Genomic DNA, 17,389 nt, shown 5'->3' on the forward strand with positions numbered 1-17,389 from the left:
GCCTTGTGCGATGCACCATCGGCCCGCCCTCGTCTCTGACGCAACGTGGCGTGCCGTGCGCGAAATGTCGCCGCTATCGCGAAACGGTACTCTCCGGCAACCGTGGCGGGCCCACGTGGGTTCGTCGCAGTCATTGGAGATGCAGACCTTGACCGCTTCCACTTCCGGCGCGTCGGCCCAGACCGACCTCACCCTCGACGACATCACGATCGTCGATAAAAGCCTCCTCAAACGCGCCGTCGGCGCCATGGCACTCGGCAATGCCATGGAATGGTTCGACTTCGGCGTGTACAGCTACATCGCCGTCACGCTCGGCCAGGTGTTCTTCCCGTCGAGCAGCCCTTCGGCGCAGCTCATCGCCACGTTCGGCACGTTCGCGGCCGCGTTCCTCGTGCGCCCGATCGGCGGCATGGTGTTCGGACCGCTCGGCGACCGCATCGGCCGCCAGCGCGTGCTCGCGATGACGATGATCCTGATGGCCTGCGGCACCTTCGCCATCGGCCTGATTCCCTCGTACAAGTCGATCGGCATCGCAGCGCCGGCGCTGCTGCTCGTGGCGCGCCTGGTTCAGGGCTTCTCGACCGGCGGCGAATACGGCGGCGCGGCGACCTTCATCGCCGAATTCGCCACCGACAAGCGCCGCGGCTTCATGGGCAGCTTCCTCGAATTCGGCACGCTGATCGGCTATGTGTTCGGCGCGGGCACGGTTGCCGTGCTGACCGCTGTGCTCTCGCACCAGCAGCTGCTCGACTGGGGCTGGCGCGTGCCGTTCATGATCGCGGGCCCGCTCGGCCTCGTGGGTCTCTATATCCGCATGAAGCTCGAGGAAACGCCCGCGTTCAAGCGCGAAGCGGAACTGCGCGAAGCCGAAGAGCACACGCGCCCCAAGCTCACGCTGCATTCGCTCCTCACGCAGCATCTGCGTCCCTTCCTGTTGTGCGTGGGTCTCGTGCTGATCTTCAACGTGACCGACTACATGGCGCTGTCGTACCTGCCAAGCTACCTCTCGGCGACGCTGCACTTCAACGAGACGCACGGCCTCTTCCTCGTACTGGTCGTGATGGTGCTGATGATGCCGATGACGCTCGCGTTCGGCCGCCTGTCCGACGCCGTGGGCCGCAAGCCCGTGATGCTCGCGGGCTGCGTGGGCCTGATCCTGCTGTCGATCCCCTCGCTCACGCTGATCCAGACGGGCGAGCTCGTGCCGGTGTTTTTTGGTCTCCTGATTCTCGGCGCACTGCTCTCGTGCTTCACGGGCGTGATGCCGTCGGCGCTGCCGGCGCTGTTCCCGACCGCGATCCGCTATGGCGCGCTCGCCATCGGCTTCAACGTCTCGGTGTCGCTGTTCGGCGGGACCACGCCGCTCGTGGCGGCATGGCTCGTCGAGCACACGCAGAACCTCATGATGCCCGCGTACTACCTGATGGGCGCGGCGGTGATCGGCATCATCTCGGTGCTGGCGCTGCATGAAACGGCGCGCCGCCCGCTGCCGGGCTCGGCGCCGAGCGTGAGCACCAAGGCGGAAGCGCACGCGGTGCTGCGCGGCGTGCGACTCGCGCGCGAACTCGACGAGGAATACGCCGTCGCCAACGCCGTGCGCGCCTGATACGGCACCACTGAAACGCAAAAAGGCCAGCTTCGTGCTGGCCTTTTTTCTTGTGCGCCCGCTTGGGGCTATTCGACGAGCGTGACGTGCTCCACGTCCAATGCGCCGTCGCGGCCGACAGTCAGCATCGCCGCCGAGATCGGCAACTTGAAGCGGCGCGGCCCCGCGCTGCCGGGGTTCGCGTACAGCACGCCCTCGCGCGTTTCGAGCGCGGGCTTGTGCGAATGCCCGCTCACGACCACGGCAATGCCATCGGCGGCGGGATCGCCCTGCAGGTCGGGCAGTTCGTGGACCACCGCAAGCCGGACCCGACCCAGCGCGACGGTGGTCTGCACCGGCAACGCCTCGGCCCACGCGCCATGATCGTTGTTGCCGCGCACGGCGGTGAGCGGCGCGATGGCCGCGAGCGTGTCGAGCACGCGCTGATCACAGATGTCGCCCGCATGCACGATGGCGTCCGCGCCCTCGACGAAGGCGAGCAGCTCCGGACGCAGCAGATTGTGCGTGTCGGACACCAGGGCGATACGTAGCGGAGGTAGCGGATGTTTCGCGGACATGACGTTGCGCTTCGGTTGAATACTGCCGATTATCGCCGCGCTCACGCCTCGCCGTCGCCTTCCCCAGGCGCTGCGCCGATATACACCGCGAGCCACACGCTCGGCACCGTCGGATCGGTCCACGACACGCGATGCCGGCAGTGCGCCGGAATGTGCACATAGTCGCCGGGCAGCAGGCGTCGCGGCGGCTCCGCCGGGTCCTCGAATTCCAGCGTCGCCGCGCCGGCGAGAAGCGCCACCCATTCCTCGCGCGCGTCGTCGTACCAGAAACCCGGCGGGCTTGCCTGGCCCGTGGAGACGATGCGCTCGATGAGCACGCCGTCGCGAGAAACGAGCGTATCGAAGCGCTCCTCACTGGCGTCGCTGTCGATGCCTGCGAAGAGATTGCTGAATGCGGCGGTGTCCGGTTCGTTCATGCCAATGCGCTCATTCGAGAGGTTTCAGGCCGTCGAGCAAGGTCGGCACCAGCTCGCTCACGGTCGGGTGGATGTGCATCGCGTATTGCAGCGTCGTATAGGGCGCGTCGGCCGTCATCGTGTCGATGAACGTATGGATCGCCTCGTCGCCCTCGATGCCGAAGATCGCCGCGCCGAGAATCCGTTGCGTCTGCGGGTCCACCAGCGCCTTCATGAAGCCGTCCGTCTCGCCGCGTTCGCGCGCGCGGCCCACACGCGACATCGGCATGGTGGCGATGAGCGCGGGTTTGGCGCGCTCGCGCACCTCGCGCTCGCTCATGCCGACGCGCGCGAGCGGCGGATCGACGAACACCGCGTAGGCGGGAATGCGGGTGTCGGCGCTGCGCGCCTTCCCGTCCAGCAGATTCGCCGCGACGATCTGAAAGTCGTCGTATGAAGTGTGCGTGAACGCGCCGCGGCCATTCACGTCGCCGAGCGCCCAGACGCCCTCGACGCGCGTGCGCAACTGGCCGTCCACGGCGATGAGCCCATGGGCGTCGCGCTCGATGCCCGCGGCGCCCAGCCCCAGATCGTCCGTGTTCGGCAGGCGCCCGGTCGCAAAGAGCAGATGCGAAACATCGAGCGGGCCGGTGTCGAGCGCGATGCGTACGCCCGCCTGGCCATCGAGCGGCGCGACGCTGCGCGGCTCTGCGCCAAAGCGAAATTCCACGCCTTCGCGCGCGAGCACGTCCTGGACCGCGCGCGAATAATCCTCGTCCTCGCGCGCGAGCACGCGCTGCCCGCGCACGAGCACCGTCACGCGGCTGCCGAAGCGGCGGAACATCTGCGCGAATTCGAGCGCCACGTAGCTGCCGCCGCAGATCGCCAGATGCTCGGGCAGCTGCTCCAGCGCGAGCAGCGTCGAGTTGGTCTCGTAGCGGATCGTCTCGACGCCGGGAATGGCAGGAATCAGCGCGCGCGTGCCCGTGTTGATGAAGATCTCGGGCGCTTCGAGATCGACCTGCGCGCCATCGTGCGCCGCCACGCGCACCGTGTGTGCGCCCGTGAAGCGCGCGTGCCCCTTGAATACGCTGACGTTTGGCGCGTGGCGCAGCCACTGCTCGACGCCATCGCGCGACGCCCCGATGATGCGCTCCTTGCGCGCCTTAACGAACGCGAGATCGACGCGCACGTCGCCCGGCTGCGCGCCCTTGCCGATCTGCACGCCGAAGTCCGCCGCATGGCGCGCGACGTGCGCGGCACGCGCGCAGGCGACATACGCCTTGGTCGGCGTGCAGCCCACGTTCACGCAGGTCCCGCCGAACAACGCGCGCTCGATCACTGCGGTCTTGCGGCCGCTCTTGCCGAGCCGCACCGCGAGAGGCGGGCCGCTCTGCCCCGTGCCGATCACGATCGCATCGAAACGTTGTGCCATGCCGCTCTCCTTTGCCGTTGACGCGAGTTGAGCCGCGAGTCGCGAAAGGCGGCCGATCGCGCCATCTTACGCGCGACGAATGGCCATCGCCCGCAGCGTGATGCTGCGAATCGGGTACGCATCGGTGTGTATTGCGGAGGGAAACGAGCGCGCAAAAAAAGAGCCGCCTCGCACGTCGAGGCGGCTCACAGGGTGACGCTACAACAGCAAACGGGCGAAGCCGCTGCGCGTCAGGGGGATCGTCGAACGCGCGGCGCGCTTGCGTCAGGCGTTCGGTGAATCTGTGACTGGAGATTTAGTCGTTAGAGTGTGGGAAGCTCAGTGCGCGTGCAATCAGCACACAATCAGTGCACGCAATCGGTGGCCGCAGATTCTCCGTGGCCCGCGTTCCAGAGTTCGCGCGAGCGCAGGAATGCGGCGCGCGCGCCGCGCGTCGCCATCATCAGTCCGACTTGCCCCATGTTGAAGTCGTGCGACACCATCAACTGCATCAGGTCCACCATCGGCAGGACCAATGCTGGCTGATATAACTGTCGTTCGATAAAGGATTTCATGACCGCTCCCGCTGCATGCCCCGCGTCCTCCTGACGCAAGGTCATTCGATGGTTGTCATTCTAGGAATGCAGCGTGCGCGGATAAATGGGCCGCCCGCGAAGTCACTTGTCGAAAATTGCAAACAATCGACCCGGATGCGGAGGCAGAGGGCGCGGCGGCGCGCCCGCCGTGCCCGCCGGGTATCGCGCGCGACCGCGCCACACGGTGCTTTGCACGAATGCTGGCCGCGCGGAAGCGCTTCAGTCGAGGGGCGTCGCGACGAATTCCGGCAGCGTCTCGGCGCGCGCAGAAAGCGCGGCGATCGCCGGATATCGGGCGGGATCAGCGCAGCCAGGCAGCATGTACTGGTTGAAACGCCACGCAACTGCCGCGGTGATGTCGGCCTGCGTGATGCGGCCCGCGCACAGCCAGCCGTCGCGGCCCGCGACGAGCTGGTCGAGCACCGCCCAGGCGGCATGCATCTGGGCGTTCACGCGCTCGAACCACGGCTCGTGCTGGCGCTCGGCGGGGCGCAGCTGGCGCTCATAGACCTGCTGCACCGTCTTTTCCATGGCCGCGAGCGCGAAGCCGTTCACGCGCAGCGCGAAGGTCCGCTCCTGCGTCTCCTCCGGCATCAGCCGCCGCGCGGCGGGCACTTTGCGGTCCAGGTAGTCGAGGATCAGCGTCGAGTCGATCAACTGGGTGCCGTCGTCGTCAATGAAGGTCGGCGCCTTCACGACGGGATTGATCTGGGCAAATTCGTCGTACTGCCGAAATACCGAAATGCTGCGGTGCTCGAACTCGAGCCCGAGCACATGGAGCGAAATCGCGACGCGACGCACATAGGGGGAGTCCATCATGCCGATCAACTGCATGGGTTCACCTCGCACAGAAAAAAGGGATCGGACGTCGATCTTGCAGGAAGCCCCATCGCATTTCAAGACACGTTGAGCCCACCCGGATCGACGTCATGCCGACGCGGCGCGTTGTGCAAAAACACACCGTGTCGATGTGCCACGTCGGGCTCGCCGCACAACGGGGCTACATTTGTTAGCAGACGTCGAATCTGACGCGGCGCGGCATTGTTGCGACGCAGCGCCCCGCCCTGCGTACCGGCGCTTTTTTACCGTGCCGCGCTGCTCAAGGCGCAGCGGTGCGCGCGGTGCAAGCGAAGGATGCCGAAGCATTACGCAGACCGCATGAAAGCGGGCTTTTGCGCGCCACATGTGCTGCAGTGCATCGCCGGGAAACTCCTGGATTCGGACGCCGAACGGCTGAGATAGTCTCAATGCACAAGGAGACGAAATCATGAGACAGGCATTCAATGTTGGTGTTGTCATCGTCCTCGCACTCCTCCTCGCGAATCGTGCCATGACACGTGTGCAGGCTCACGAGGCTGGCTCGCTTACCTGTGCCCAGGGCTCCGCACTCGTCAAGGCCGAAGCACTCGTGCGCGGTTTCGGCGAACGCGGCGCGAGCGCCCAGAGCGAAAACTTCCTCTCTTCCTGTCTCGTTTCGGGCCAGGGTCAAGTCGGCGACCTGATCGCCCACGACTGAGCGCCCTGCGCGCCGCGACCGCCCTGGCGCGTTGCGCGGCGCGGACGCCGTTCAACGGCGCGGCGCATATTACCAGGCTCGCTTGCGGCGCCACCGCCGGTGCGCGGTCGTGACGAGCCCGCGCAACGCCGTACATCATCCGGCTGCACCGGGCTACACGCCCGCCGCCGCGGACCACCTTGGCCGCGGCCGCCCCGATTACCCGCCAGAAGTGAACGCCTCGCCGCGCGTCACACTCGGGCGTCGCCCCGGGCGCCTGTCCCGGAATATTCACGCGCTGCCTGCTGGAAACCGGCTCGCCCGTGGCCGCCAGGTGGGCGAAGTTCGCCGCCACACTCCCCGAAATCGATACCCGCGCTGGCGCGGTTCGGTCGCTCCCGCGCGACGACGCCAGCGCCAAGGCGCACCGACGCGGGTTGCCAATGCCCCGGGTTGGCGGCGAGAATGCTCGCGGACCACGGAGAATCTATGAAAGGTTGCATCCTGTTGTTTGGAGTCAGCATGCTGGCGGCGTGCACATCGGTGACGGCCGTCAATTCGAGACAGGATGGCCATCTCACCGTCACGAGCCGCGCGCGCTGGGATCTGGTTTCGTGGAACCACGTGCGCGCAGCCGGGCTCAGCGAAGCCGAAGACTACTGCGAGAAACAGAAGAAGCAGTTGCACACGGTCGAGATCCACAGCGAAGGCCTGCGCGGCGTGACGTCCCAGACAGTAGAAGTCATCTTCGACTGCATCTGATGGGGGCCGCACTGTCTTCTCGCTCATCCGCGCCAAACGGGCGTTGCAGCCCGTTAGCGCGCTGTTGCAGACGAAATTGCTCGCGATAGCGCAATAGTTTGTTGTCGTTCACCCTGATACTCAAAACGCATGACAGCGCTAAACTGACGATACATTTTGTTACGTTTAGGGCCGAGTCACATGTTGACCGCATTCTTCATCGCCTGCCCGTTTGGCATCGCGGCATTGTTCGGATTCGCAAGGCTGATCAATCCGCTGACGGGGAAGATCGGTAATCGTTGAGTGCGCAAGCGCCTTGTTGCGGCGCAGCGCCCGACCGATCCTCGCGCCGCCATTCTGCGCGGCTGCTGCGGGTTTTTCCCGCCCTCTCCTGTTTTTCCCTCCGCCGTAGCCAGATCTCTTTGTGCGCCCCGCACGGATTTAGCCATGCCAATAAAAAACCCGCGAAGCGTCAAGCCATCGCGGGTTCTCGGAATCCAGTGCAATTCACTGGAACAACATCTGGTGCCGGGGACCGGACTCGAACCGGCAAGCCGTTAGGCGGCGGATTTTCGTCACACCACGTCTTTCGACGCCTCGCGTCCCGCCTGGACGCGCGTTCGTGCGCTGGACTATGCCTTCGCCGTCGCCCAGCGCAGCGTATCTCACGCCGCGCCTGGCCTTAGGCGCCCCCCGTCTAGTCTCTACACCTTCCTGATCGCCGCTTTGCGCGGCAGCCGGCTTGGCTCGGCGTTGCCTCGGCGCCTCGCGCGCAACGCGCTTCCAGGCCCAGGGGGTTCGCCGAATTTGAGGGGTTCTGCACCGGCCGTTTCCGGTCGGGCACTCAATCGTTTCTTAAGTCCGCTATGTTTACCAATTTCATCACCCCGGCAGGGCGGACGCGATTCTACCATTGCCCGGCGCGCGTCCCAAAGGCGCGACGGGGGACGGCAGCCGTCATCTGCCGGTCATACGCGTTTTTCATAATCGGCCCCATCGAAAACGTTTACATACGACGCCGGGGCCGCTCGCATGACGCCAACCATCAAGGATGTCGCCGCACACGCCGGATTCTCGATCGCCACCGTGTCGCGCGCAATCAACGCGCCTCACACCGTCAACCCCATCACGCTCGCGCGAGTGCGCGAAGCGATCGACGCGCTGAAGTTCCGCCCGAACCCGCTCGGCCGCCAGTTGCGCGGCGAGCGCACGCGTCTGATCGGCGTGGTGCTGCCCACCCTCGCCAATCCGGTGTTCGCGGAGTGCCTGCAGGGCATCGACGAACTGGCCGCGGCGCAGGGCTTTCGCCTCATGCTGATGACCACGCAGTACGACGCGGAACGCGAGCGTCATGCGATCGAGACGTTGCGTGCGCAACGTGTCGAAGGTCTGATCCTGACCGTCGCCGACGCCGACACCCACCCGCTGCTCGACGAACTCGACGCGGACGGCCCGCTCTACGTGCTGATGCACAACGACACGAAGCGCCGCCCGTCGGTGTCGGTGGACAACCACCAGGCCGCCTGCGACGGCGTGCGCATGCTCATCGCGCACGGTCATCGCCGCATCCTCATGCTGGCCGGCACGCTGGCCGCCTCCGACCGCGCGCGCCAGCGCCATGCCGGCTATGCCCTCGCGATGCAGCAAGCCGGCCTCACGCCGGCGCCGGCCCTCGAAGTCGATTTCAACGCGCAAGAGCTCGCGCCTTCGGTGCTCGCGCATCTGACGAGCGGGCCCGCGCGCCCCACGGCCCTCTTCTGCAGTAACGACCTGCTGGCCATGGTCGTGATGCGCGGACTGCGCCGCGCCCGCCTGCGCGTGCCGCAGGACATGTCGATTCTCGGCTTCGACGGCCTCGCGATGAGCGAACTGCTCGCGCCGCCGCTCGCGAGCATCGGCACGCCGAATCGCGACATCGGCTGCGAAGCGTGGCAATGCCTGATGGCGCGCATCGGCGGCCAGTACGCGGGGCCGCTCGCCAATACGCTGGCGCACACCTTGCGCACGGGCGGCACCATCGCAGCGATCGCGCACGCGCCGCTCGGCGCACGTGGGAGCCCGATCGACCGCGACCTCGAACTCGGCGGCGCGCGCTCGTGAGTCCATCGCGCGTCTGAAGATCAAACCAAACCAACCAGACAATCCGGGCCGTGCACGCACGCGGCCCTCATCCACCAGAACGCTCTCGCAACCGACCTGGAGACCTGCCGTGACCAGCCGATTCGCCTTTGCCGGCCCGCTTTCGCTTGCGCCCGTGCGCGCCGTCCTGCGCACGCTAGCCGCGCCCGTGTGGCGCCTGACCCGCTTGCCCCGCTTCTCCCGTACGCTGCCGCTCGCCGCGAGCGCCGCCGCCCTCGTAGCCGGTCTTGCCGCGCCACTTGCCGCACAGGCCGATCAAACCGCCATCTGCTACAACTGCCCGCCCGAATGGGCCGACTGGGCGAGCCAGATCCAGGCGATCCAGAAAGAGACCGGCATTCGCGTGCCGTTCGACAACAAAAACTCCGGCCAATCCATCGCACAACTGATGGCCGAGCAGAAGAGCCCGGTCGCCGACGTCGTCTACCTCGGTGTGTCTTCCGCGTTCCAGGCGAAGGACAAGGGCGTGATCACGCCGTACAAGCCGGCGCACTGGAACGACATTCCCGCCGACCTCAAGGACCCGCAAGGCTACTGGTTCGCCATCCATTCGGGCACGCTCGGCTTCTTCGTCAACAAGGACGCGCTCGAAGGCAAGCCGGTGCCGCGTTCGTGGGCCGATCTCCTCAAGCCCGAGTACAAGGGCATGGTCGGCTACCTCGATCCGTCGAGCGCCTTCGTGGGTTATGCAGGCGCGGTGGCCGTGAATCTCGCGTTGGGCGGCACGCTCGACAACTTCCAGCCCGCTTTCGAATGGTTCGGCAAGCTCAAGGCCAACCAGCCGATCGTGCCGAAGCAAACCGCCTACGCGCGCGTGCTTTCGGGCGAGATTCCGATCCTGCTCGACTACGACTTCGACGCCTACCGCGCCAGGTACAAGGACCACGCGAACGTCGAGTTCGTGATCCCGAAGGAAGGCACGATTTCGGTGCCCTACGTGATGAGCCTCGTGAAGAACGGCCCGCACGAAGCGAACGGCAAGAAGGTACTCGACTTCGTGCTCTCCGACGAAGGCCAGAAGCTCTGGGCCAATGCCTACCTGCGCCCGGTGCGCGCGAGCGCGCTCTCGCCGGAAGCGGCTGCGAAGTTCCTGCCCGCGAGCGACTATGCGCGCGCAAAACCGGTGGACTTCGCGAAGATGGCGGCACAGCAGCAGGCATTCGGCGAGCGCTATCTGCAGATCATGCACTGAGACCCAAGCCGACCACTTCCATGCATGACCTCACTTTTCCGCTGCGCTGGCGTGTGGCGCTCATCGCGCCCGCGCTCGCAGTGTTCCTCGCCTTCTGGCTGCTGCCGATGATCGCGCTCGTGCAGGTGAGCGCCGACGGCCACTTCGTCGAGACTTATCGCGCACTGCTGACGAATGGACGTTATATGAGGAGCCTTGGCGCGACCATCGCGCTCTCCGCCGCGGTGACCGCGGCAACGCTCGTGATCTCGACGATCTGCGGCCTTCTGCTCGCACGGCGCACGTTTGCGGGGCGCCGCGCACTCGTCGCGCTGCTCACGTTTCCGCTGGCGTTTCCCGGCGTAGTGGTCGGCTTCATGGTGATCATGCTCGCCGGCCGCCAGGGGCTCATCGGCGCGCTTTCGCTGCGGCTCACCGGCGAACGCTGGGTGTTCGCGTACTCGATGGCGGGACTCTTCGTGGGCTATCTGTACTTTTCGATCCCGCGCGTGATCGTGACCGTGATGGCCTGCGCAAGCCAGCTCGACGGCTCGCTCGAAGAAGCTGCGCGATCGCTTGGCGCGTCGTCGTGGCGCGTGCTCTGCGACGTGATCCTGCCCGCGCTCGCGCCCGGCCTCGTCGCCGCTGGAGCAATCTGCTTCGCGACCGCGATGGGCGCGTTCGGCACGGCCTTCACGCTCGCCACCGACATCGACGTCCTGCCGATGACGATCTATACCGAGTTCACGCTCAACGCCAACATGGTCACGGCGGCCGGCCTCTCGATCGTGCTCGGACTCGTCACGTGGGCGGTGCTCACGCTCGCGCGCAGCGTGACGGGCGCGGCCGTCGCGGCCACGGCATGAGCACGCGGTGGTTTTCGAGGACTCCAGAATGAATTCGGTCGTCAACCCCGCCGCAACGGCTGCGCAAGACATGCACGAAGCGCCTGGCCAGCCGCCCGCCGCGCGGCGGCGCCTGGCGCCCTCGGCGCGCGCCTGGATTGCGTGCGCGCAATGGCTCGTCACGCTCGCCACCTGCGCGTTTCTCATCGTGCCCGTGGTGATGTCGATCCTCGCGGGCCTGACCGTCAACTATTTTCGCGGCGTGGCGAGCGGTCTCACGCTGCGCTGGCTCGACCAGGTCTGGACGCAGTATCACGCGAGTGTCTTTCTCTCGCTCGAAGTGGCGGCCGCCACGCTCGTCATCACGCTCGTGACCGGCGTGCCCGCGGGCTATGCGCTCGCGCGCAGCCGCACGCGCCTGTCGCGCCTGATCGAGGAATTGCTGGTGCTGCCCGTGGCCCTGCCCGGCCTTGCTTCGGCGCTCGCCCTGCTCGTGGTGTACGGCGGCTTCAGCACGTTTCGCATGAGCGCGGCGTTCATCGTGGTCGGCCACGTGGTGTTCACCCTGCCGTTCATGGTGCGGCCCGTGGCGGCCGTGTGCGCGTCGGCGGACCTGCGCACGCTCGAAGAAGGCGCGGCCAGCCTCGGCGCGAGCTTCTGGCAACGCTTCACGACCATCGTGCTGCCCAACGCGCGGCCCGGCATCGTGGCGGGCGCGCTCGCGGTGCTCACGCTTTCGATCGGCGAATTCAACCTCACGTGGATGCTGCACACGCCCGACACCAAAACGCTGCCAGTCGGCCTCGCGGACACTTACGCGTCGCTGCGCATCGAAGTGGGCAGCGCCTACACGATCCTCTTCTTCGTCATGACGATGCCGCTGCTCGTGGCGATGCAATGGCTCGGCGTGGACGTGCCCGGCTCCTCGGGAAAGCCCTCTGGCAAGCAGCGCCTCGCAGGCCAGCAAAATAACAACAAGGATTCCGAATGAAACTCGAACCGATCCCGATCACACTCACGCGCTGCGCGAAGACGTTTCGCGGCACGCGCGTGCTCGAGCCGCTCGATCTCGCGATCGGCGCAGGCGAGACGCTCGTGCTGCTCGGCCCTTCGGGCTGCGGCAAGACCACCACGCTGCGCATGATCGCGGGTCTGGAAACGCCCGACGCCGGCGGCCGCGTGGCCTTTGGCGACGAAGACGTGACCGCGCAGCCCATCGAGCGGCGCAAGGTCGGCATGGTGTTCCAGAACTACGCGCTCTTTCCGAACCTCGACGTGCGCGGCAACATCGGCTATGGCCTGAAGATCCAGCGCGTTCCCGCCGCCGATGTGCGCGCACGCGTCGACGAGCTGCTCGCGATGATGCGTCTCGAAGCGCACGCGGCCAAGCCGATCAACCAGCTTTCGGGCGGCCAGCGCCAGCGCGTGGCGCTCGCACGCGCGCTCGCGCCGCGCCCGCGTGTATTGCTGCTGGACGAGCCGCTCACCGCGCTCGATGCGCGCCTGCGCGACACCTTGCGCAGCGAGATGAACCTGCTGTTGCGTGAGCTGGGCGTGACGACGGTCTACGTCACGCACGATCAGGCCGAGGCGATGGAGCTGGGCGACCGCATCGTCGTGATGGGCGCGGGCCGCATCGAGCAGATCGGCACGCCGCGCGAGATCTACTTCCAGCCGGCGAGCCGTGCGGTCGCGCAGTTCGTCGGCACGCTCAACCGGATCGCCGGAGAATGGCAAGGTGGCATGCTGCGCACGAGCGGCGGCGCCGTGCCGGCCAGCGCGTCCCAGACCAGCGGCGCCGCCGAACTGTATTTCCGCCCCGAAGACGCCACGCTCGCCGACCCCGTCGGCGCGCAACTGCGCGGCGTGATCGAGCAGGCGACCTTTCTCGGCGAGCGCACGCGTCTCACGATCGGCGGCGCGGCGCCCGATGCCCTGCTCGTCGACGTGGCGGGCCGCGTCGAGCTGGCGCGCGGCACGCCGGTCGGCATTTCGATCGCCCCTGAAGCGCTCATCGCGCTCGCGTAACTTTTACTCAATGAGGACTACCATGCTGCTCGCCCAGATCAGCGACCTGCACATCAAGCCACCGGGCGCGCTCGCCTATCGCCGCGTCGATACGGCCGCTAGCCTCGCGCGTACCATCGCGCGGTTGAACGCGCTCACGCCGCGCCCCGACGCCGTGCTCATGACCGGCGACCTCGTCGACCAAGGCTCGGTCGAGGAATACCGGCACCTCAAAACGCTGCTCGACACGCTCGAGATTCCGTACTGGCTCCTGATCGGCAACCACGACGCGCGCGAGCCGCTGCGCGAAGTATTCGCTGATCGGCCCGAACTGCGCGAATGCGGCGAGTTCATTCAGTACGCCGTTGACCTCGGCGCGCTGCGCGTGATCGCCCTCGATTCGATGCAGCCGGGGCAAAGCGCTGGCACACTCTGCGCGGCGCGCCTCGCGTGGCTCGCGCAGCAACTCGACGCGGCGCGCGGCAAGCCCGTGGTCGTCGCGCTCCATCACCCGCCGTTCGACTGCGGCATCGGCCATATGGATGCGATCCGGCTCGACGACAGTGCCGCGCAGGCACTCGAAGCGCTCGTGTCGCAGCATCCCAACGTCGAGCGCGTGCTGTGCGGTCACGTGCACCGGCCCATGTTCGTGCGCTTCGGCGGCACGATCGCTGCGGCGGTGCCCGCGCCGGCCCACCAGGTCACACTCGACCTCGCGCCCGACGCGCCCTCCACCTTCACGCTGGAGCCGCCCGCCTTCGCGCTGCATCGCTACGATCCGCAGGGCGGGATCGTCACGCACCATGGCTATGTCGATACTTTCGACGGCCCGTATCCGTTCTACGAGCCCTCGGGCGAGCTGATTGCCTGAAAGCGCGACTGGCGGCGCGCTCCCGGGCCGCCAGCGCGATTGTGCGCGCTCCGGTATGATCGGCACGCTCGAAGCCTGCCTTTCGTATCACCGGGCGCCGCCCGCATCGCACATGTCCACACCTGATTCCGCAAACGCTGGCGCAGGCCAGTCTCTGCGCGGCCTGCTGCTCCTGCTCGCGACCATCGCGGGCGTCACGGTCGCGAACATCTATTTCAACCAGCCGCTGCTCGACGATTTCCGCCAGAGCTTCCCGTCCGGCGCCGCGTGGATCGGCGCCGTGCCGGCCGGCACCCAGCTCGGCTACGCAGCCGGCATGCTGCTGCTCGCGCCACTCGGCGACCGCTACGACCGCCGCCGCATCATCCTGCTGCAAACCGCCGGCCTGTGCGCCGCGCTGCTCGTCGCGGCCACCGCGCCTTCGCTTGCCGTGCTGGTCGGCGCGAGCCTCGCGATCGGCATTCTCGCCACCATCGCGCAGCAGGCCGTGCCGTTTTCCGCGGAACTCGCACCGCCCGAGGCGCGCGGCCACGCGGTGGGCACGGTCATGAGCGGCCTCTTGCTCGGCATCCTGCTCGCGCGTACGGCGGCCGGTTTCGTCGGCCAGTACTTCGGCTGGCGCGCGGTGTTCGGGGCGTCGATCGTCGCGCTGCTCGTGCTCGCGCTCGTGATCGTGAAGAAGCTGCCGAAGAGCCAGCCGACCTCGAAGCTCGGCTACGGCAAGCTGCTCGGCTCGATGTGGCATCTCGTGCTGGAGCTGCCCGGCCTGCGTGAAGCATCGGCGACCGGCGCGTGCCTCTTCGCAGCGTTCAGCCTCTTCTGGCCCGTCCTCACGCTGCTGCTCGCGGGCGAGCCGTTCCATCTCGGGCCGCAGGCGGCGGGCCTGTTCGGCATCGTCGGCGCGGCGGGCGCGCTGGCCGCGCCGATGGCGGGCCGCTCCGCCGACAAGCGCGGGCCGCGCGCGGTCATCACGATGTCGATCGTGCTGATGGCGCTCGCGTTCGTGATCTTCGCGTTCTCCGGCACGAGCCTGATCGGCCTCGTGGTCGGCGTGATCGTGCTCGACGTGGGCGTGCAGGCCGCGCAGATCTCGAATCAGTCGCGCATCTACGCGCTGCGCCCCGAGGCGCGCAGCCGCGTGAACACGGTGTTCATGGTCTGCTACTTCATTGGCGGCGCGACCGGTTCCGCCGTGGGCGTGACCGCCTGGCACGCATTCGGCTGGATCGGCGTGTGCGCGGCGGGCATCGCATTCACGGCGCTCGCCGGCTGGATTCACCATGCGACGCGCCCGCGCATGGGCGCGGGCGCGCAGACCTCTTCCTGAGCGCTAGCGGCAAGCGCGATTTGCGGAACAGCAAGTCCGTCATATCGTCGGCATGCTCTTCCTCCGTCGCGAGGATCTGCTCGAAGATGCGCCGCGTGGTGGTGTCGTCGTGGCCGAGATAGTTGATGATCGCGCGATAGCTCTCGATGGCGATGCGCTCCGCAACCAGATTCTCGCGGATCATGTCCTTCAGGTCGGATCCTTCCTTGTATTCCGAGTGCGAGCGCTCGACCAGCGTTGCCGGCGAGAAGTCGGGCTCGCCGCCGAGCTGCACGATGCGGGCCGCGAGCATGTCGGCGTGCTGCTGCTCCTCGGTCGCGTGCTGGAGAAACTCGGCGGCCACCGACTCGGACTCGATGCCCTTCGCCATGAAATGGTGCCGCTTGTAGCGCAGCACGCACACGAGCTCCGTGGCGAGCGAATCGTTGAGCAGCTTGAGCACGGTCTGGCGATTCGCGGGGTAATCCGGCGTGACCGGACCCTGATCGAGATTGCGGCGCGCCTCATCGCGCACGCGCTTGAGATCGAACTCAAACGAGGCGTGTGTCTTCGACATCTGACTCTCCTTCGAACATGGCATGCATGAGTGGGGTTGGCTTCGCATGGCGCGCATCATCGGTGCATCACGCCTAGCAGCAGCGTGACGACGAAGACCACGAGGAAGATGTAGAACAGGATCTTGGCGATTTCGGCCGCGCCCGCAGCGATGCCCGTGAAGCCGAACACGGCGGCGATGATCGCGATGATGAAAAACACGATGGCGTAGTGAAGCATGGCGTAGTCCTCCTTGTGGGCGGATGCGCTGCGCTATGTCGCGCCTGCATCGGCGCTAGCGCAAGCAGCGGACCCGACGCATGCGTGCACGCCGACGCATGGCGGCACAAATGACCGGGCACGCGACATGCTGGTGAGTCGTCTCCTTTGACACCGTGGAGGACTTCCTCATGAAACGCCTGATTGCCCTCTTTCTCGTTACCGCTTCTGTGGCAGCGCTCTCGGCCTGCAACACGATGGCGGGTGCCGGCGAGGACGTTTCCGCAGGCGGCCACGCCCTCACGAACTCCGCGGAAAAGGCGAAATAGTGTCTGGCAGACGGTAAAGGCGCCGGGATGACGGCTAACGCCCGAAAGGCTGCCGGTCACCGGTGAACGATGAAGTCGCGGCCGCTGTGCGCCTCAGGTGCGCAGCGGCCGCGCGCGCAACGCAACGCGATGATGCGAAACGCGTCGCGAAGTCAGGTTGAACTCAGGACGTGCGGCGGCGGTCGTCGAACAGGAACGACAAACCCACGCTGCCGAGAATCAGCACGGTCGCGACGACGGTTGCACTCGTGACCGGCTCGCCGAGCAGCAGCGCGCCGAGCGCGACGGCCACGACGGGATTCACGTACATGCAGCTACTCGCGACGAGCGGGCTGGTATGGCGGATCAGGTAGCCATACGCGACATAGGCCGCCATCGTGCCGATGAAAAGCAGGTAGAGGAACGCGAGGAGCGGCAGGAAATGCAGCTCGCCCATGCGTTCGCCGCTGATCCACGCGACCGCCGTCGAAATGGCGCCGCCGAGGCCGATCTGCAGCGCCGTCGCCAGGAAGAGATCGGTCGGCAACGTGAGCTTGCCTGCCAGATGCGCACCGATTGCCCAGAAGAGCGCGCCGCACAGAATCGCGAGACTGCCGCCCGCCGAGCCGGACGCGGCCCCGCCGTGGCTAAGGATGGCAATGCCGACGAGGCCGAGCGCGACCGCGGCCCATTCGGCCTTCGCCACGCGCCGCCCGGTGACCGCCGAGATCACAGTCGCGAACAGCGGCACCGTGGCGACCATCACGGCCGCCTTGCCGGTGCCCACCGTACGCATGCCGTAGGCGAGCATGCCGCTCGACAGGCCCACGAGCAGCGTGCCCACCACGCCCGCGTTGCGCACTTCGAGCAGCGTAGGCATGACGGGCCGCCGGCGCATGGCGAAGACGAACAGGCCGATCCCGGCGAGCAGATTACGCAAGCCGGAGAGCAGGAGCGGCGGGAACGAATCGAGCGCGACCTTCACGCCGAGATACGTCGAGCCCCAGACGAAGTAGACGACGGCGAGCGAGAGCGCGACGCGTCCGGTGCGCGATTGCGGCAGCCGTACGGCGCGCACGAAACGCCATAGCGCGGCTGCAACCTGTCGGGCCCCGGCGAATAAAGATTGAGTGTTCACGTGGAAAGGCAAACGGGGAGGCATCG

The 17,389-nt window shown here is 66.9% G+C and carries 20 protein-coding genes; 11 read left to right on the forward strand and 9 right to left on the reverse strand.

The genetic code is table 11. From position 1 onward, the window contains the following. Nucleotides 1–148 precede the first annotated feature (148 nt). The gene (gene proP, locus AB4Y35_RS34350; RefSeq protein ID WP_368707904.1) at nt 149–1,606 is read left to right on the forward strand and encodes a glycine betaine/L-proline transporter ProP; all 1,458 of its coding nucleotides are present in this window, start codon (nt 149–151) and stop codon (nt 1,604–1,606) included. Nucleotides 1,607–1,674: 68 nt separating this feature from the next. Here proP and AB4Y35_RS34355 read toward each other — a convergent pair whose 3' ends face one another. The 5 genes from AB4Y35_RS34355 to AB4Y35_RS34375 form a co-directional block, all read right to left on the reverse strand. Next, nucleotides 1,675–2,163, reverse strand: a complete 489-nt coding sequence (locus tag AB4Y35_RS34355; RefSeq protein ID WP_368707905.1) for a metallophosphoesterase family protein — start codon at nt 2,161–2,163, stop codon at nt 1,675–1,677. A 41-nt stretch (nt 2,164–2,204) separates the two neighbouring features. Next, a complete protein-coding gene (locus AB4Y35_RS34360; protein WP_368707906.1) occupies nt 2,205–2,579 on the reverse strand; it encodes a cupin domain-containing protein in 375 nt (124 codons plus the stop codon). Between the two features lie 10 nt (nt 2,580–2,589). Next, on the reverse strand, nt 2,590–3,993 hold the full coding sequence (locus AB4Y35_RS34365) for an FAD-containing oxidoreductase (RefSeq protein ID WP_368707907.1): 1,404 nt from the start codon (nt 3,991–3,993) through the stop codon (nt 2,590–2,592). 344 nt (nt 3,994–4,337) lie between these two features. Beyond that, the gene (locus AB4Y35_RS34370) at nt 4,338–4,547 is read right to left on the reverse strand and encodes a hypothetical protein (protein ID WP_342923660.1); all 210 of its coding nucleotides are present in this window, start codon (nt 4,545–4,547) and stop codon (nt 4,338–4,340) included. Between the two features lie 240 nt (nt 4,548–4,787). Next, entirely contained in the window at nt 4,788–5,402 is a 615-nt protein-coding gene (locus tag AB4Y35_RS34375) for a glutathione S-transferase family protein (RefSeq protein WP_110388677.1), read from the reverse strand. A gap of 433 nt (nt 5,403–5,835) precedes the next feature. On the opposite strand from AB4Y35_RS34375, the gene AB4Y35_RS34380 reads away from it, so the two are divergent. Together AB4Y35_RS34380 and AB4Y35_RS34385 are read left to right on the forward strand one after the other, a co-directional pair. Then, nucleotides 5,836–6,084, forward strand: coding sequence for a hypothetical protein (locus AB4Y35_RS34380; RefSeq protein WP_042264780.1), 249 nt, complete (start codon nt 5,836–5,838; stop codon nt 6,082–6,084). A 468-nt stretch (nt 6,085–6,552) separates the two neighbouring features. After that, the gene (locus AB4Y35_RS34385) at nt 6,553–6,825 is read left to right on the forward strand and encodes a hypothetical protein (RefSeq protein WP_028204216.1); all 273 of its coding nucleotides are present in this window, start codon (nt 6,553–6,555) and stop codon (nt 6,823–6,825) included. A 176-nt stretch (nt 6,826–7,001) separates the two neighbouring features. Here AB4Y35_RS34385 and AB4Y35_RS34390 read toward each other — a convergent pair whose 3' ends face one another. Then, on the reverse strand, nt 7,002–7,280 hold the full coding sequence (locus AB4Y35_RS34390) for a hypothetical protein (RefSeq protein WP_368707908.1): 279 nt from the start codon (nt 7,278–7,280) through the stop codon (nt 7,002–7,004). A 556-nt stretch (nt 7,281–7,836) separates the two neighbouring features. Between AB4Y35_RS34390 and AB4Y35_RS34395 the strand changes: the two genes are divergently transcribed. The 7 genes from AB4Y35_RS34395 (at nt 7,837) to AB4Y35_RS34425 (ending at nt 15,164) form a co-directional block, all read left to right on the forward strand. Continuing rightward, nucleotides 7,837–8,904 (forward strand): LacI family DNA-binding transcriptional regulator, encoded by a 1,068-nt coding sequence (locus AB4Y35_RS34395; protein WP_368686246.1) that lies wholly within the window; start codon nt 7,837–7,839, stop codon nt 8,902–8,904. 187 nt (nt 8,905–9,091) lie between these two features. Beyond that, a complete protein-coding gene (locus AB4Y35_RS34400; protein WP_368707984.1) occupies nt 9,092–10,135 on the forward strand; it encodes an ABC transporter substrate-binding protein in 1,044 nt (347 codons plus the stop codon). Between the two features lie 20 nt (nt 10,136–10,155). Continuing rightward, nucleotides 10,156–10,980: an ABC transporter permease gene (locus AB4Y35_RS34405; protein ID WP_368707909.1), complete on the forward strand. Its 825-nt coding sequence runs from the start codon at nt 10,156–10,158 to the stop codon at nt 10,978–10,980. Between the two features lie 70 nt (nt 10,981–11,050). Then, on the forward strand, nt 11,051–11,950 hold the full coding sequence (locus AB4Y35_RS34410) for an ABC transporter permease (RefSeq protein ID WP_368707985.1): 900 nt from the start codon (nt 11,051–11,053) through the stop codon (nt 11,948–11,950). Beyond that, entirely contained in the window at nt 11,947–12,987 is a 1,041-nt protein-coding gene (locus AB4Y35_RS34415; RefSeq protein ID WP_368707910.1) for an ABC transporter ATP-binding protein, read from the forward strand. Before AB4Y35_RS34410 ends, AB4Y35_RS34415 begins: the two co-directional genes overlap by 4 nt. 22 nt (nt 12,988–13,009) lie before the next feature. Then, nucleotides 13,010–13,837, forward strand: coding sequence for a phosphodiesterase (locus AB4Y35_RS34420; RefSeq protein ID WP_368707911.1), 828 nt, complete (start codon nt 13,010–13,012; stop codon nt 13,835–13,837). Between the two features lie 112 nt (nt 13,838–13,949). Continuing rightward, nucleotides 13,950–15,164 (forward strand): MFS transporter, encoded by a 1,215-nt coding sequence (locus tag AB4Y35_RS34425; protein ID WP_368707912.1) that lies wholly within the window; start codon nt 13,950–13,952, stop codon nt 15,162–15,164. Here the strand turns inward: AB4Y35_RS34425 and AB4Y35_RS34430 are convergent. Both AB4Y35_RS34430 and AB4Y35_RS34435 read right to left on the reverse strand, forming a co-directional pair. Continuing rightward, the gene (locus AB4Y35_RS34430) at nt 15,091–15,720 is read right to left on the reverse strand and encodes a bacterioferritin (protein ID WP_368707913.1); all 630 of its coding nucleotides are present in this window, start codon (nt 15,718–15,720) and stop codon (nt 15,091–15,093) included. The two genes, AB4Y35_RS34425 and AB4Y35_RS34430, sit on opposite strands and share 74 nt — an antisense overlap. A 56-nt stretch (nt 15,721–15,776) precedes the next feature. Continuing rightward, the gene (locus tag AB4Y35_RS34435; RefSeq protein WP_028204224.1) at nt 15,777–15,938 is read right to left on the reverse strand and encodes a DUF1328 family protein; all 162 of its coding nucleotides are present in this window, start codon (nt 15,936–15,938) and stop codon (nt 15,777–15,779) included. Between the two features lie 170 nt (nt 15,939–16,108). Between AB4Y35_RS34435 and AB4Y35_RS34440 the strand changes: the two genes are divergently transcribed. Next, the gene (locus AB4Y35_RS34440) at nt 16,109–16,246 is read left to right on the forward strand and encodes an entericidin A/B family lipoprotein (protein ID WP_368686251.1); all 138 of its coding nucleotides are present in this window, start codon (nt 16,109–16,111) and stop codon (nt 16,244–16,246) included. 163 nt (nt 16,247–16,409) lie between these two features. Here AB4Y35_RS34440 and AB4Y35_RS34445 read toward each other — a convergent pair whose 3' ends face one another. Then, entirely contained in the window at nt 16,410–17,303 is an 894-nt protein-coding gene (locus tag AB4Y35_RS34445; RefSeq protein ID WP_368707914.1) for an EamA family transporter, read from the reverse strand. Between the last annotated feature and the right edge of the window lie 86 nt (nt 17,304–17,389).

The sequence above is a fragment of the Paraburkholderia sp. EG286A genome (assembly GCF_040965375.1).
Lineage (GTDB): Bacteria > Pseudomonadota > Gammaproteobacteria > Burkholderiales > Burkholderiaceae > Paraburkholderia.

Excerpts from the sequence above, each read along its gene's own strand:
- AB4Y35_RS34355 (WP_368707905.1), bottom strand. The coding sequence starts at position 2,163 with ATGTCCGCGAAACATCCGCTACCTCCGCTACGTATCGCCCTGGTGTCC.
- AB4Y35_RS34360 (WP_368707906.1), bottom strand. The coding sequence starts at position 2,579 with ATGAACGAACCGGACACCGCCGCATTCAGCAATCTCTTCGCAGGCATC.
- AB4Y35_RS34365 (WP_368707907.1), bottom strand. The coding sequence starts at position 3,993 with ATGGCACAACGTTTCGATGCGATCGTGATCGGCACGGGGCAGAGCGGC.
- AB4Y35_RS34370 (WP_342923660.1), bottom strand. The coding sequence starts at position 4,547 with ATGAAATCCTTTATCGAACGACAGTTATATCAGCCAGCATTGGTCCTG.
- AB4Y35_RS34375 (WP_110388677.1), bottom strand. The coding sequence starts at position 5,402 with ATGCAGTTGATCGGCATGATGGACTCCCCCTATGTGCGTCGCGTCGCG.
- AB4Y35_RS34380 (WP_042264780.1), top strand. The coding sequence starts at position 5,836 with ATGAGACAGGCATTCAATGTTGGTGTTGTCATCGTCCTCGCACTCCTC.
- AB4Y35_RS34385 (WP_028204216.1), top strand. The coding sequence starts at position 6,553 with ATGAAAGGTTGCATCCTGTTGTTTGGAGTCAGCATGCTGGCGGCGTGC.
- AB4Y35_RS34395 (WP_368686246.1), top strand. The coding sequence starts at position 7,837 with ATGACGCCAACCATCAAGGATGTCGCCGCACACGCCGGATTCTCGATC.
- AB4Y35_RS34405 (WP_368707909.1), top strand. The coding sequence starts at position 10,156 with ATGCATGACCTCACTTTTCCGCTGCGCTGGCGTGTGGCGCTCATCGCG.
- AB4Y35_RS34410 (WP_368707985.1), top strand. The coding sequence starts at position 11,051 with ATGCACGAAGCGCCTGGCCAGCCGCCCGCCGCGCGGCGGCGCCTGGCG.
- AB4Y35_RS34415 (WP_368707910.1), top strand. The coding sequence starts at position 11,947 with ATGAAACTCGAACCGATCCCGATCACACTCACGCGCTGCGCGAAGACG.
- AB4Y35_RS34420 (WP_368707911.1), top strand. The coding sequence starts at position 13,010 with ATGCTGCTCGCCCAGATCAGCGACCTGCACATCAAGCCACCGGGCGCG.
- AB4Y35_RS34425 (WP_368707912.1), top strand. The coding sequence starts at position 13,950 with ATGTCCACACCTGATTCCGCAAACGCTGGCGCAGGCCAGTCTCTGCGC.
- AB4Y35_RS34430 (WP_368707913.1), bottom strand. The coding sequence starts at position 15,720 with ATGTCGAAGACACACGCCTCGTTTGAGTTCGATCTCAAGCGCGTGCGC.
- AB4Y35_RS34435 (WP_028204224.1), bottom strand. The coding sequence starts at position 15,938 with ATGCTTCACTACGCCATCGTGTTTTTCATCATCGCGATCATCGCCGCC.
- AB4Y35_RS34440 (WP_368686251.1), top strand. The coding sequence starts at position 16,109 with ATGAAACGCCTGATTGCCCTCTTTCTCGTTACCGCTTCTGTGGCAGCG.